This window comes from Roseivivax sp. (assembly GCF_054552075.1).
The window spans coordinates 36,623-49,201 of the sequence record NZ_JBTOLZ010000003.1; the positions used below are offsets into that span (position 1 = coordinate 36,623).

13 protein-coding genes are annotated in these 12,579 nt (G+C 68.4%); 9 read left to right on the forward strand and 4 right to left on the reverse strand.

Annotated features, from left to right (window positions below; translation table 11 throughout):
• The first annotated feature begins 2 nt into the window (after window positions 1-2).
• From ACX938_RS02960 to ACX938_RS02975, 4 genes are all read left to right on the forward strand, one after another.
• Window positions 3-1,004: an ABC transporter permease gene (locus tag ACX938_RS02960; protein WP_232754854.1), complete on the forward strand. Its 1,002-nt coding sequence runs from the start codon at window positions 3-5 to the stop codon at window positions 1,002-1,004.
• Window positions 1,001-2,515, forward strand: a complete 1,515-nt coding sequence (locus tag ACX938_RS02965) for a sugar ABC transporter ATP-binding protein (RefSeq protein WP_459429923.1) — start codon at window positions 1,001-1,003, stop codon at window positions 2,513-2,515. The genes ACX938_RS02960 and ACX938_RS02965 overlap by 4 nt, the downstream gene beginning before the upstream one ends.
• 224 nt (window positions 2,516-2,739) lie before the next feature.
• A complete protein-coding gene (locus ACX938_RS02970; protein ID WP_459429924.1) occupies window positions 2,740-3,579 on the forward strand; it encodes a c-type cytochrome in 840 nt (279 codons plus the stop codon).
• 341 nt (window positions 3,580-3,920) lie between these two features.
• Entirely contained in the window at window positions 3,921-4,424 is a 504-nt protein-coding gene (locus ACX938_RS02975; protein ID WP_232754857.1) for a fasciclin domain-containing protein, read from the forward strand.
• A 73-nt stretch (window positions 4,425-4,497) separates the two neighbouring features.
• On the opposite strand, the gene ACX938_RS02980 is transcribed toward ACX938_RS02975, so the two are convergent.
• Window positions 4,498-4,779, reverse strand: coding sequence for a type II toxin-antitoxin system RelE/ParE family toxin (locus ACX938_RS02980; protein WP_232754858.1), 282 nt, complete (start codon window positions 4,777-4,779; stop codon window positions 4,498-4,500).
• Entirely contained in the window at window positions 4,776-5,060 is a 285-nt protein-coding gene (locus ACX938_RS02985) for a CopG family ribbon-helix-helix protein (protein WP_232754859.1), read from the reverse strand. Before ACX938_RS02985 ends, ACX938_RS02980 begins: the two co-directional genes overlap by 4 nt.
• 237 nt (window positions 5,061-5,297) lie before the next feature.
• Here ACX938_RS02985 and ACX938_RS02990 point away from each other — a divergent pair, with 237 nt between their 5' ends.
• Both ACX938_RS02990 and ACX938_RS02995 read left to right on the forward strand, forming a co-directional pair.
• Complete coding sequence (locus ACX938_RS02990) at window positions 5,298-6,398, forward strand: hypothetical protein (protein WP_459429925.1); 1,101 nt, start codon at window positions 5,298-5,300, stop codon at window positions 6,396-6,398.
• A gap of 844 nt (window positions 6,399-7,242) precedes the next feature.
• Entirely contained in the window at window positions 7,243-7,671 is a 429-nt protein-coding gene (locus ACX938_RS02995; RefSeq protein WP_232754861.1) for a PACE efflux transporter, read from the forward strand.
• Window positions 7,672-7,870: 199 nt separating this feature from the next.
• Here ACX938_RS02995 and ACX938_RS03000 read toward each other — a convergent pair whose 3' ends face one another.
• Entirely contained in the window at window positions 7,871-9,103 is a 1,233-nt protein-coding gene (locus ACX938_RS03000) for a urate hydroxylase PuuD (RefSeq protein WP_459429926.1), read from the reverse strand.
• Window positions 9,104-9,208: 105 nt separating this feature from the next.
• On the opposite strand from ACX938_RS03000, the gene ACX938_RS03005 reads away from it, so the two are divergent.
• A complete protein-coding gene (locus ACX938_RS03005) occupies window positions 9,209-10,138 on the forward strand; it encodes a LysR family transcriptional regulator (protein ID WP_459429927.1) in 930 nt (309 codons plus the stop codon).
• On the opposite strand, the gene uraH is transcribed toward ACX938_RS03005, so the two are convergent.
• On the reverse strand, window positions 10,135-10,488 hold the full coding sequence (gene uraH / locus ACX938_RS03010) for a hydroxyisourate hydrolase (RefSeq protein ID WP_459429928.1): 354 nt from the start codon (window positions 10,486-10,488) through the stop codon (window positions 10,135-10,137). The two genes, ACX938_RS03005 and uraH, sit on opposite strands and share 4 nt — an antisense overlap.
• Window positions 10,489-10,635: 147 nt before the next feature.
• On the opposite strand from uraH, the gene puuE reads away from it, so the two are divergent.
• Both puuE and ACX938_RS03020 read left to right on the forward strand, forming a co-directional pair.
• Window positions 10,636-12,048, forward strand: a complete 1,413-nt coding sequence (puuE, locus tag ACX938_RS03015) for an allantoinase PuuE (protein ID WP_459429929.1) — start codon at window positions 10,636-10,638, stop codon at window positions 12,046-12,048.
• Entirely contained in the window at window positions 12,045-12,530 is a 486-nt protein-coding gene (locus tag ACX938_RS03020) for an ureidoglycolate lyase (RefSeq protein ID WP_459429930.1), read from the forward strand. The genes puuE and ACX938_RS03020 overlap by 4 nt, the downstream gene beginning before the upstream one ends.
• The last annotated feature ends 49 nt before the right edge of the window (window positions 12,531-12,579 follow it).

Below are 12,579 nucleotides of genomic sequence, written 5' to 3' on the forward strand. Positions count from 1 at the left end.
TTATGCAAGCGGGTTCCCTGTCCACCTTCCTCAAGCGCGGCGCGATCTGGGGCTTCATCGTCCTCGAGCTGATCTTCTTCAGCGTCGCCGGAGAGTTCATGTCGCTCAGCGACAAGGCCTTCATGGACGTCGACAACATGCTGCTGCTGTTCAAGCAGTCCGCGCCGATCGGCATCATCGCCATGGGCATGACCATCGTGATGATCAACGGCAACATCGACCTCTCGGTCGGCGCGATCTACGCGATCTGCGCGATCATCCTGCTCGACAGCATGACCTGGCCGATCTTCGCAGGCCTCGGCGACTGGGCGATCCCGGTGGCCTGGCTCCTGGCGCTGGGCGCGGGCGTGGGGCTCGGCGCGCTCAACGGGCTGATCGTCTGGAAGACCGGGGTCGACGCCTTCATCGTGACGCTGGGCGCCATGCTCGGCTATCGCGGGCTGGTCTTCATGTACAACGGCGAGCAGCCCACCAGCCATCTGAACTGGACGCTGGTCGACTTCGCCGAGGCGCAGGTCCTGGGCCTGCACACCGCAACCTGGTTCCTGCTCGCGGTGACGGCGGCGATCTGGTTTTTGATGAACAAGACCGTGCATGGCCGCAACGCCTATGCCATCGGCGACAACCGCGAGGCGGCGGTGAACGCCGGCATAAGGGTCGGCCCGCACATGATGATCAACTTCATGATCATCGGCTTTCTCGCCGCGCTCTCGGCGGTGGTCTTCTACTCCGAAAGCGGCTCGGTGAACCCCAACGACGGCGAGCTCTACGAGCTCTGGGTGATCACCGCGGTGGTCCTCGGCGGCACCAAGCTCACCGGCGGCTCGGGCTCGATCATCTCGACCCTCGGCGGGGTGCTGGCGATCCAGCTTCTGCGCAAGGGCCTCGCCCATATCGGCGCCGACACCGAGACGGTGAACCTGGTGATCGGCCTGATCCTGATCGCGGTCCTCTTCCTGGACCGGCAGCTCAACATCAAGGGCAAAGAGGAGCTCAAGGTATGACCGACCAGACCCCCGCCCTGCGGCTCGAGGGCATCGTCAAGACCTTCCCCGGGGTGCGGGCGCTCGACGGCGTGTCCTTCAGCGTCATGCCCGGCGAGGTCCATGCCCTGATGGGCGAGAACGGCGCCGGCAAGTCGACCCTGATGAAGGTCCTGGGCGGCATCCACCAGCCCGACAGCGGCCAGATCGTCGTGGGCGAAAGCCCGGTGGTGATGCGCAGCCCGCTCGAGGCCAAGGCCAAGGGCATCGTCTTCATCCACCAGGAGCTGAGCCTCGCCGAGGAGCTGAGCGTGGCCGAGAACATCTACCTCGGCGAGCTGCCCCGCAAGCGTTTCGGGCTGGTCGACTGGCCGCGGCTCGAGGCCCAGACCAACGAGATCCTCGGCAAGCTGAAGGTCGGCTTCAACGCCAAGACCAAAGTCGGCGACCTTTCCATCGCCAACCAGCAGATGGTCGAGATCGCCCGCGCCCTGACCGTCGACGCCAAGGCGGTGATCTTCGACGAGCCCACGGCCTCGCTGACCGACGCCGAGAAGGTGGTGCTTTTCGACGTGATCGCGGACCTGCGCGCCCATGGGGTGGGGATCATCTACATCTCCCACCGCATGGAGGAGATCTTCAAGATCACCGACCGCATCAGCGTGCTGCGTGACGGCCAGTATCGCGGCACGCTCGACACCGCGGCGACCGACGAGGAAGAGATCACCAGCCTGATGATCGGCCGCAAGCTCGACCTCACGCGCAGCGCCCGCACCCACGAGCTGGGCGGCGTCGCGATCGAGGTGCGGGGGCTCTCCTGCGGCGGGCTCTTCCGCGACATCGATTTCGAGGTGCGGCGCGGCGAGGTGCTGGGCTTCTACGGGCTGGTCGGCGCCGGGCGCACCGAGATCGCCGAGACGCTTTTTGGCCTGCGTGATCCTTCGGCGGGGCAGATCCTGCTCGACGGCGAGGAGGTGCGCATCCATTCCCCCGCCGAGGCCATCGCCCGGGGTATCAGCCTGGTGCCCGAGGACCGCAAGGGCCAGGGGCTGGTCCTCGGCATGAACTGCCGGGACAACATGACCCTGCCGCAGGTCTCGGACCTCAAGGCCGGGCCCTTCGTGGCCGAGGGCGCCGAGGTGGCGATCTTCGACCAGTATCGCGACCGGCTCGACATCCGCACGCCGGGCTGGAAGCAGATGGTCGGCAACCTCTCGGGCGGCAACCAGCAGAAGATCGTGATCGGCAAGTGGCTCTCGATGCATCCCAACGTGCTGATCGTGGACGAGCCGACGCGCGGCATCGACGTCGGCTCCAAGTCCGAGATCCACAACCTGATCCGCGACCTCGCCGCCCAGGGCTACGCGGTGATCGTGATCTCCTCGGAGATGCCCGAGGTGCTGCATGTCTCCGACCGCATCGTGGCGATGTACAACGGGCAGATCATGCGGACCTTCACCGCCGAGGAGGTGACCGAGGACAACCTGATCCAGGCGATTTCGGGCCTCTCGGGCGAAGGCGCGGCGGCCTGATCCGCGCGGGCGTCCGGCCGGGCCGGGCAGGGCGCGGGGTAGGGCGCGGAGGCGTCCGGTAGTGGCCTTGCATCCGGCGGGCGTCGGGCCGCCAGACCTGCCCCCAGCCCCGCCGCCCGGCACGCGGCATCCGCGCATCCCGCGCGCAACCTTTCGTGGTATACTCCTCGCCATGGCGCAGGACGGGGACACAACCGTCCACGCCGCGGATAGGGAGAAGACACATGCATGGACTGTCTGTGGCCGCAGCGGCCGCCTGCCTGGCGCTGCTCGCCGGGCCGGCGGCCTCGGAAAGCGCCGAGGCGCGCGGCAAATACCTTGTCGAAGGGCTCATGGGTTGCGGCAACTGCCACACCCCTCTGGGCCCCCAGGGCTTCGAAGCCGACCTCGCGCTGGGCGGGCGGCTGGTGGAAAAGAACGAGATGTTCACCGCCGTGGCCCCCAACATCACGCCCGGCGGCCGCGTCGCGGAGTGGAGCGACGCCGAACTGGCCATGGCGATCCGCGAGGGCCGGCGCCCCGACGGCAGCATCATCGGCCCGCCGATGCCCTTTGCAGTCTATCGCGGCATCTCGGACGACGACCTGGCTGCCGTGGTGGCTTACCTGCGCAGCGTGCCCGCGGTCAGCCATGATCCCGGCGTCTCGGACTACAAGATCCCGCTGCCCCCCGCCTATGGCCCGCCGGTGGAGGCGGTCATGGCCCCCGAGCCGGGGGTCAGCGTGGATTACGGCGGCTACCTCGTGGCGCTGGCGCATTGCATGGAATGCCACAGCCCGATGACGCCGCAGGGCCCCGACCTGGCCGAAGGGCTCGGGCGCGGCGGCTTCGTCTTTCATGGGCCCTGGGGCACCTCGGTCGCCGCCAATATCACCAACCACGCCGATGGGCTCGCGGGCTATTCGGACGCCGAGCTGAAGGTGATGATCACCGAGGGCCGCCGCGCCGACGGCGGGCAGATGCTGCCGCCGATGCCCTACAGCTTCCTGGCGAAAGCCTCGGAGGCCGACCTCGACGCCATGGTGATGTATCTGCGCACTGTGCCGGGCCAGCCCGACCCGTGAGCTTTGCGCAGGCCCCGGTCCCTCTTGCGCTAGGGGCCGGGGCGCGCCGCCGGTGCGACCGTCGCGCGGCTTGCGCCCGCGCGGCGCGGCTGCGATCTGCGCGGTCTGACGGGGTGGTGCGGGCCAAAAAATCACCCCGCGCGCCCCTCTCCCGATGACATGATGTCACGAAAACTTGGCTCGTCCCGCCGCAAGCTCTCGGCTTGGGTCGCGGCGACGCGAAGTCAAGGCGGCGCATTCGCCCCATGGCAGAAAAGCGCGCATGATCCTGCGCGGCTGTCGCCCGTAGTCCCCTGTGAATGCGCGGGTGCCGCGCGTTCGGATTTCACAAGGAGACTCTCATGTTCCGCAGAACCTACCTGACGCTCGCCCTGACCGCCTCCGCCGCCGTGGCCATGTCCGGCGCGGCCTTCGCCGCCGCCCATGGCAACAAGATGACCATCCTCGAGACCGCGGCCGAGGCCGGCAACTTCACCACGCTCGCCGCCGCGATCGAGGCCGCTGGCCTGGTCGAGACGCTCGAGGGCGAGGGCCCCTTCACCGTCTTCGCCCCGACCGACGAGGCCTTCGCCGCGCTGCCCGAGGGCACCGTGGAGAGCCTGCTCGAGGAAGAGAACCGCGACCAGCTGACCGCCATCCTGACCTACCACGTGGTGCCGGGCGCGGTGATGTCGGGCGATCTCTCGGACGGCATGGAAGCCGAGACCGTGCAGGGCGAGAGCATCACCGTCAGCATCGACGGCGACAGCGTGATGATCGACGGCGCGACGGTGACCAGCGCCGACATCGAAGCCTCGAACGGCGTGATCCACGTCATCGACAGCGTGATCATGCCCGAGATGTGATCGGGTGGGGCGGGGGTATCCCCGCCTGTTGACCGGAAAGGCGGCGCTCACTCGGGCGCCGCTTTTTTTGCGCTCAGTAGCCGGTGCCTTGCCGGTTGTCCCAGAGGCGCAGGATCTCGATCCGCGTCGCGGTCACGCGGTAGATCAGCGTGAAGGGGGTTCGCGGGATCGACAGCTCGCGCAAGTCGGCGTGCAGCTCGCTTGGATGGCCGGCATAGGGATTGGCCGCCAGCGTCTGCTGGATCGCCTTCAGATGCGCCCGGGCCTTGGCGCTGCCTTCGGGAAAGACCGAGACGTAGTAGTAGCGGAACCACTGGATGTCCCGCGCGGCATCCTCGAGGAAGACGATCTTCATGCCTCGTCGGGCGTGATGTCCGCCTTCGGGGCAGGCCCTTCATCCTCGGTGTCCCAGGTGTCGATCCAGTCGTTCATCGCTTCGGCGGAAATGAACCGTCCCTGGTCGGCCTGCCGGAGCGCGGCCTCGAGGGCGGCGCGTTTCGTGGCCTTGGCCTCCAGCATGGCGCGGATGGCGCGGACCGCGAGCTGCGCGGGCGGGCGATCCTCGAGCGCCGCTTCCCGCTCCAGCGATTGCCGAAGCTCGTCGTCGAGACGGATCGAATAAGGTGCGGTGCCCATGGGGTGCATCCCGTGTTGTGCGGTGTCATACAGCGTAATACGCCGTCCGGCGCGGCGCAAGCCGCACCCGGATGGGTCGCGCATGCCGTCGTCGGAGCCCACCACCCCCGCCGCGCCCAAAGGCCCCGGCCCCCTTCACATCCCGCGCCCGCGTGGCCAACTCTGCCCCTCGGGGTCCGCACCCATGGCATCTCCCCGCCGCCATGGTGTAGAGGAGGCCCCGCAAACGGAGGCGCCATGCTCACCCAGACAGAACTCGACAACCAGCTTGTGATCCACGTCTTCGGCGAGACCGACTTCACGTCCTTCGCCATCGACAAGTCGGCCTTCGACACCAGCGCCGAGCCGGTCTTCGACACGCCGGCGGGCGAGGATTACGTGCAGGTCCTGGGCACGCTCTTCGGCGGCGGCAACTGGCAGAGCCTGAAGGACCGCGTGGCCGAGAACGGGCTGCGCTACGAGGAGCTGGTGGCGCGCTCCATCGTCAGCCTGGTGGCCGGGACCGAGACCCTGCGCGCGGCGCTCGAGCGGGGCTACAACCTGATCGCCATCGGCGTCTTCCGGGCGCCCGACCGCGACGGGGCGGCGGGCTTCACCGCGCGGTTCCTCGGCACCTCGCTGACCAGCACCGCCGATCCGCACGCCCATCTGGAACTCGTGAAGGAGGGCAGCCGCGCCATGGCGCCCTTCTTGCAGGAGGACATCGACGCGGGCCGGCTGTCGGCGAAAAGCGTCGTCGCGCGGCTGATCTCCGAGGGCGAGGAGGTCGAGACCGACGGCGAGGGCGCGCCCGGTGACGAAGACGATTGGGACGCCGAGGGCGGCTTGCAGACCGCCACCTTCTTTCACGAGATGGTCACCGAGAAGGGGCTCGAAAGCGTCATCATCTGCGCCTGCGATCCCGACATCGCCGAGGCCGCCGCCGGGGTCGACCGGCTGAACGTCGGGCTGGTCTCGGGCATCATCCCGACGCCCTTCGGCAGCGTCGGCTACTGGCTGTGGCAGGTCGCCCCGGACAGCGAGGCGGGTTTCCTGCAGGAGCAGTTCATCGACCTCTCGGAGTTCCCCGATCCGACCTACGACCGGATGAAACGCGCCGAGATGGTGCGCTTCCTGGTGGTCGACCGCAGCACCCAGGAGAACACCCGCGGGGTCTTCCTCGGCACCGAGAGCCTGGGGCTCGCGGGTTTCGAGGAGATGGCCCGCGAGGTTTCCGCCTCGGAGAGCGGCGTCGACTTCGAGGCCGCCTGCGCGCATGTGCTGGAGACGGTGGAGCCGCGGGATTTCCTCGACCGCGCGCAGGCGCAGGAGGCGAGCGGGAAGACGAACTTGCATTGATTGCAGTGCTGGGTGCCTGCGTTGACGCGGGTCCTGCCGGTAATGCGGGTCCTGCCGGAGACGCGGGTCCGCCAGAGACGCGGGGCGTCGTGTCAGGGAGCGCCGACCCGCAATAATCCCGTCCCCTTCTTGCGCCCGAATAGCACCGAAGGTGCCGGGCGCGCGCCGGACCGGCCCCTTGGGCCGGCGCTCCTTGGTGTGGCGTGCATAGATCGACCCTAGCCCTGAACTTGCTGCCATAAAGCGCCTCGTTCGGAGGGCAGCAGCGCCGGCCCCCGGTCCGGCGCGCGCCCTCTGTTGGGCGGGGTGATAGGTGGTGGAGCAGACTTCGCCATGCCCTTCTGGTGCGCAGGGTGATGGGGGGGAGCCGGGTGTCCGGACGCTGGTGCCTGGAGTGACACGTAGGGAGCCGGGTTTCGGGACGCTGGTGCCTGGAGTGACAGGTAGGGAGCCGGGTTTCGGACTCTGGTGCCTGGAGTGACAGGTAGGCAGCCGGGTTTCGGGACTCTGGTGCTTGGAGTGACAGGTCGGGAACCGGGCTTTGCCGAGGCGGGCGCCATCTCCACGTCACCGCCAGCTTCCAGCCACCAACACCCGAGCCACCTCTCACCAGCACACCCGCAGGTGCAGCCACGCCCCCGCTCATCCCCCGCTCAACCCCGAACAATCCCCACCGCCCGACACCCGTTGTCGCCACCCGACCCCTGCAAACCCTGCCTGCGCGCCGCCGCTCTTGAAACCCCACCCCGGGGAGCGCAGATTGCGCGGCAGGCGGGGACGGCCCCGCTTGGCCCGCATGGGTCCGCAGGCGGGACGGCCCGACAGTCAGAAGGAGCCGCTCCCCATGCGCACCACCGCAGACCGCATCCGTCAGGCCGTCAGCTTCGAGATCATCGGCCTCGCCATCGTCACCCCGCTCTTCGCGCTGATCTTCGATCATTCGCTGGCCGAGACCGGCGTGCTCGCGCTCCTGGGCGCGACGGCGGCGACCGCCTGGAACTACCTCTTCAACCTGGGCTTCGACCATGCGCTGAAGCGCTGGCGCGGGGACCTTCATAAGACGCTGCCGCTGCGGATCCTGCATGCGGCGCTATTCGAGGCGACGCTCCTGGTGCTGCTCCTGCCGATCTTCGCCTGGTGGCTGGCGATCTCGCTCTGGCAGGCGCTGCTGCTCGACCTGTCCTTCGCTGTCTTCTACATGGGCTATGCCTTCGTCTTCACCTGGGGCTACGACACGCTGTTTCCGCCGCAGGGCAAGGAAGGGCTGGCCTGAGCGGCGGGCCCGACGGCGGGCGACGTCCGGGCAGGGGTCCGATGCGCAGCCACGCGCATCACTGGGCCTCTGCAAAGCTCGGCTAAACCCGAGCCACCCGCAGAAAGACCTCCGCCGCGAAGACAAAAAAGGGCACCCCAGCCAGTGCCCTCCAACGCCTCACGCAAAACTCGCGTTAAAAACCAACCCCGCCCCGCGCTCAGCCTCCCGTCGCCGCGCGGTACCAGGTGACGATCTCCGCGCGCGCCTCCTCGGACATCGCGAAGGCGCCCGGGGGCGGCATGGCGTGGCTGCGCCCGGCCTGGAGGTAGACCTCCTGGGCGTGGCGGGCGACATCGCCCTCGGTCTCCAGCACCACGCCCTTGGGCGGCCAGTGCATCCCCTCCCAGGAGGGCTCGCGGGCGTGGCACATGGAGCAATTGCCGATGACGGCGAAATAGGCCGCCTCGAAGCCCTCGGCCTCGGCAAACTGCGCCTCGGCGGCGCTGAGCGGCCGGGCCTGCGCCTCCTCGTAGCTCTCGCCCCCGGGCACGGTCGAGAGCCAGGCGATCACCAGCATGATCAAGACCGTCACGCCCCAGGTCCAATGCGGCCCCCGCCCGGTGGCATGCATGGTGTTGAAGTAATGCCGGATGGTCACCCCGGTCAGGAAGATCAGCGAGGCGATCACCCAGGCGTATTCGGTGCCGAAGGCCAGCGGGTAGTGGTTCGACAGCATCAGGAAGACCACCGGCAGGGTCAGGTAGTTGTTGTGGGTCGAGCGCAGCTTGGCAATCTTGCCGTATTTCGGATCGGGCTTGCGGCCGGCCTTGAGGTCGGCGACCACGATGCGCTGGTTCGGCATGATGATGAAGAAGACATTGGCCGTCATGATCGTCGCGGTGAAGGCACCGAGATGCAGCAGCGCCGCGCGGCCGGTGAAGACCTGGTCGTAGCCCCAGGCCATGACCACCAGGATCGCGAAGAGGATCAGCATCAGCGCCGTCGGCGTCTCGCCGAGCCGCGACTTGCAGAGCGCGTCATAGGCCAGCCAGCCGATGGTCAGCGAGCCGCCCGAGATCAGCACCCCCTGCCAGAGCGCGAGGTCCACCTTGCCGGGATCGAGCAGGAACAGCTCGCCGCCGACCCAGTAGACGATCATCAGAAGCGCCGCGCCGGACAGCCAGGTCGTGTAGCTCTGCCACTTGTGCCAGGTCAGGTGCTCGGGCAGCCGGTCGGGGGCCACGAGATACTTGGTGGTGTGGTAGAAGCCGCCGCCATGCACCTCCCATTCCTCGCCCGAGGCGCCCTCGGGCAGGTCCGGGGCCTCGCGCAGCATGAGGTCGAGCGCGATGAAATAGAAGGAGGCCCCGATCCAGGCCATGGCGGTGATGACATGCAGCCAGCGGACCGAGAAGGCCAGCCAGCCCCAGATGATCGCCAGATCGTACATCGTCGCGCGCTCCCTCTCGGCTTCGGAATCACCGTTACCCTAGTGCAAAGCTCTTTGTTCTGGTATTTCTGACGAAAGCCAAGCAGCATCAAAAATTGCCGAATAATGTCCTATCTCGACAACGTCCGCACCTTCGTCCGCGTCTACGAGCTGGGCAGCATGTCGGCGGCGGGGCGCGACCTGCGCGTCTCCCCGGCGGTGACCTCGGCGCGGATCTCGCAGCTCGAGGATCACCTGGGCGTGCGGCTCTTCCAGCGCACCACCCGCAGCCTCGCGCCGACCGAACAGGGCAATGCCTTCTACCGCGGTGCGACCGACATCCTGGCGGCTGTGGAAAGCGCCGAGGCGCAGATCATGGACATCACCGAGAACCCGCGCGGCTCGCTCTACGTGGCCGCGCCGCTGGGCGTGGGCCGGCGGCTGATCGCGCCCCGGGTGCCGGAGTTCCTGGCCGAATATCCGCAGGTCAGCGTGCGGCTGCGGCTGACCGACCGCAAGGTCGATCTGACCACCGAGGGGCTCGACCTGGCCTTCTTCCTGGGCCAGCCCGAGGACAGCAACCTGCGCATCCGCAAGATCGCCGACGTGGAGCGGGTGCTCTGCGCGGCGCCGGAGTATATCGCCGCGCGCGGGCTGCCCCGGCAGGGCGAGGACCTGGTCTCGGGCGCGCATGAATGCCTGAACCTGCGCTTTCCGGGCGCAACCGAGTTCCAGTGGCGGCTCGCCACCCCCGAGGGGCCGAAGCGCTTCCGGGTCTCGGGGCGCTACGAATCCGACGACGGGGACGTGCTGACCGACTGGGCGCTGGCGGGCCATGGCATCGCGATGAAGCCGGTCTTCGAGATCGCCGAACACCTGGCCTCGGGGGCGCTGGTCCCGGTGGTGACCGAGACCCCGCCCGAGCCGATCCAGATGGCCTGCCTCTACACCCACCGGCGCGGGCAGGACCCCAAGACGCGGCTCTTCATGGACTTCGTGATCGCGCGCATCGGCGATCTGATCCGCGCGCCCGGGGCGGGCGCGCCCGCGCCTTAGCTGCCGCGATAGGTCGAATAGCCGAAGGGCGAAAGCAGCAGCGGCACGTGGTAATGCGCCGCCTCAGACATGCCGAAGCGGATCGGGATCACGTCGAGAAAGCGCGGCTCTTCCGGCGGCACGCCCGCGGCGTCGAGATAGGCCCCGGCGTGGAAGACCAGCTCGTAGCTGCCCTTGGCGAACTCCGCGGCCGGCAGGATCTGTTCGTCCGTGCGCCCGTCGTCATTGGTGGTCAGCGTCTTCAGGTGCCGCCGCGCCTCGCCCTCGATGCGGTAGAGGTCGATCCTAAGCCCCGCCGCGGGGCATCCGCGCGCGGTGTCGAGCACATGGGTCGTCAGATATCCACTCATCGGCGTCTCTCCTCGCAGCTGCGACCGTTCTATGGTGGAGAGGTGGCACAGGCCAAGCGCCGGCGCCAGAAGGCTGCTTTTAGATTTTTTTGATAATGGCGCGGCATTTTTCGTCATATGAACGCAAGAAACCGGAGGAGTGCCAATTTGACCCGCTATCCCCGCGACATGACCGGATATGGTGCCACCCCGCCCAAGGCCGACTGGCCGGGCGGCGCGAAGATCGCCGTGCAGATCGTGCTGAACTACGAAGAGGGCGGCGAGAACAACATCCTGCACGGGGATGCGGCCTCGGAGGCCTTCCTGTCGGAGATCACCGGCGCCCAGCCCTGGCCGGGCCAGCGGCACTGGAACATGGAGACGATCTACGACTACGGCGCGCGGGCAGGGTTCTGGCGCGTGCACCGGATGCTCCGGGACCTGCCGGTCACGGTCTATGGCGTGGCCACCGCGCTGGCGCGCGGGCCCGAGCAGGTCGCCGCCATGCAGGCCGCCGGCTGGGAGATTGCGAGCCACGGGCTGAAGTGGGTCGAACACAAGGACATGCCCCCCGAGGAGGAGCGCGCCCAGATCCGCGAGGCGATCCGGCTGCACAAAGAGGTCACCGGGCGCGCGCCGCGCGGCTGGTACACCGGGCGGTGCTCGATGAACACCGTGGAGCTGGCCGCCGAGGAAGGCGATTTCGCCTATATCTCCGACAGTTACGCCGACGACTTGCCCTATTGGGTGAAGGCGGGCGGGAAGGACCAGTTGATCCTGCCCTACACGATGGATTGCAACGACATGCGCTTCGCGATCCAGGCGGGCTTCACCACCGGCGAGCAGTTCGAAAGCTACCTCAAGGACAGCTTCGACATGCTTTATGCCGAGGGTGAGGCGGGCGCGCCGAAGATGCTCTCGATCGGGCTGCACTGCCGGCTGATCGGCCGTCCGGGCCGGGCCATGGCGCTGAAGCGCGCGCTCGATCACATGCGCGCCCAGGAGGGCGTCTGGTTCGCCACCCGCGAGGAGATCGCCGAGCATTGGGCGCGCGCGCATCCTCCGCAGCACCGCGTGCGCCCCTCCGAGATGGACCGCGAGAGTTTCGTCGCCGAATTCGGCGGCATCTTCGAGCACAGCGCCTGGATCGCCGAGGGCGCCCATGCGCTGGAGCTGGGCCCCGCCCATGACAGCGCCACGGGCGTGCACAACGCGCTGGCGCGGATCTTCCGCAGCGCCGACGACGCCCGCCGCATGGGCGTGCTGACCGCGCACCCCGACCTTGCGGGCAAGCTCGCCGCCGCCAAGCGGCTGACGGCCGAATCGACCGCCGAACAGGCCTCGGCCGGGCTCGACGCGCTGACCGACGCGGAGCGCGCGAGCTTCACCGAGCTGAACGACGCATATACCGCCAAGTTCGGCTTCCCCTTCATCATCGCGGTGCGCGACCACGACAAGTCCTCGATCATGGCGGCCTTCCGCGCCCGACTCGACAACGACCGCACCACCGAGTTCGAGACCGCCTGCGCCCAGGTCGAGCGCATCGCCGAGCTGCGCCTGCGCGAGAAGCTCGGCACATGAGCCGCGAGATCGCCCTCGAGCCGCTGACCGCGGCGGATTTCGCCCCCTTCGGCGACCTATTGGAGGTGGCGGGGCCGCCCGACAAGCTGATCAACCAGGGGCTCTGCGGGCGGCACCACGACCGCGCGCGGCTCGATTTCGGGGACGGCCGGGCGGGCATCAGCCTCTTCGACGCCGAGCCCCGGGCGCTGCCGCTCGCCCTCGAGATGGTCGAGCGCCACCCCGAGGGCAGCCAGGCCTTCCTGCCGATGACGCAGGCGCCCTTCCTGGTGGTGGTGGCGCCCGACGCAGGCGGGGCGCCGGGCCAGCCGCGGGCCTTCCTGACCAGCCCGGGGCAGGGCGTGAACTATCACCGGGGCACCTGGCACGGGGTGCTGACGCCCCTGTCCGCCCCGGGGCTTTTCGCGGTCGTCGACCGCATCGGCGCGGGATCCAACCTGGAGGAACATTGGTTCGACGCGCCTTATCGCATCGTCGCCTGACGAGAACCGCCGGTTGAGGAGCCGGCAGCCGCATCAAAGGGAGGGAACA

What these genes read in the sequence shown, in the direction of transcription:
- ACX938_RS02960 (WP_232754854.1), top strand. Translation starts at nt 3, where the DNA reads ATGCAAGCGGGTTCCCTGTCCACCTTCCTCAAGCGCGGCGCGATCTGG.
- ACX938_RS02980 (WP_232754858.1), bottom strand. Translation starts at nt 4,779, where the DNA reads ATGAAGATCGTCTTCCTCGAGGATGCCGCGCGGGACATCCAGTGGTTC.
- ACX938_RS02995 (WP_232754861.1), top strand. Translation starts at nt 7,243, where the DNA reads ATGCGCACCACCGCAGACCGCATCCGTCAGGCCGTCAGCTTCGAGATC.
- ACX938_RS03005 (WP_459429927.1), top strand. Translation starts at nt 9,209, where the DNA reads ATGTCCTATCTCGACAACGTCCGCACCTTCGTCCGCGTCTACGAGCTG.
- ACX938_RS03020 (WP_459429930.1), top strand. Translation starts at nt 12,045, where the DNA reads ATGAGCCGCGAGATCGCCCTCGAGCCGCTGACCGCGGCGGATTTCGCC.
- ACX938_RS03000 (WP_459429926.1), bottom strand. Translation starts at nt 9,103, where the DNA reads ATGTACGATCTGGCGATCATCTGGGGCTGGCTGGCCTTCTCGGTCCGC.
- ACX938_RS02970 (WP_459429924.1), top strand. Translation starts at nt 2,740, where the DNA reads ATGCATGGACTGTCTGTGGCCGCAGCGGCCGCCTGCCTGGCGCTGCTC.
- uraH (WP_459429928.1), bottom strand. Translation starts at nt 10,488, where the DNA reads ATGAGTGGATATCTGACGACCCATGTGCTCGACACCGCGCGCGGATGC.
- ACX938_RS02975 (WP_232754857.1), top strand. Translation starts at nt 3,921, where the DNA reads ATGTTCCGCAGAACCTACCTGACGCTCGCCCTGACCGCCTCCGCCGCC.
- ACX938_RS02990 (WP_459429925.1), top strand. Translation starts at nt 5,298, where the DNA reads ATGCTCACCCAGACAGAACTCGACAACCAGCTTGTGATCCACGTCTTC.
- ACX938_RS02965 (WP_459429923.1), top strand. Translation starts at nt 1,001, where the DNA reads ATGACCGACCAGACCCCCGCCCTGCGGCTCGAGGGCATCGTCAAGACC.
- ACX938_RS02985 (WP_232754859.1), bottom strand. Translation starts at nt 5,060, where the DNA reads ATGGGCACCGCACCTTATTCGATCCGTCTCGACGACGAGCTTCGGCAA.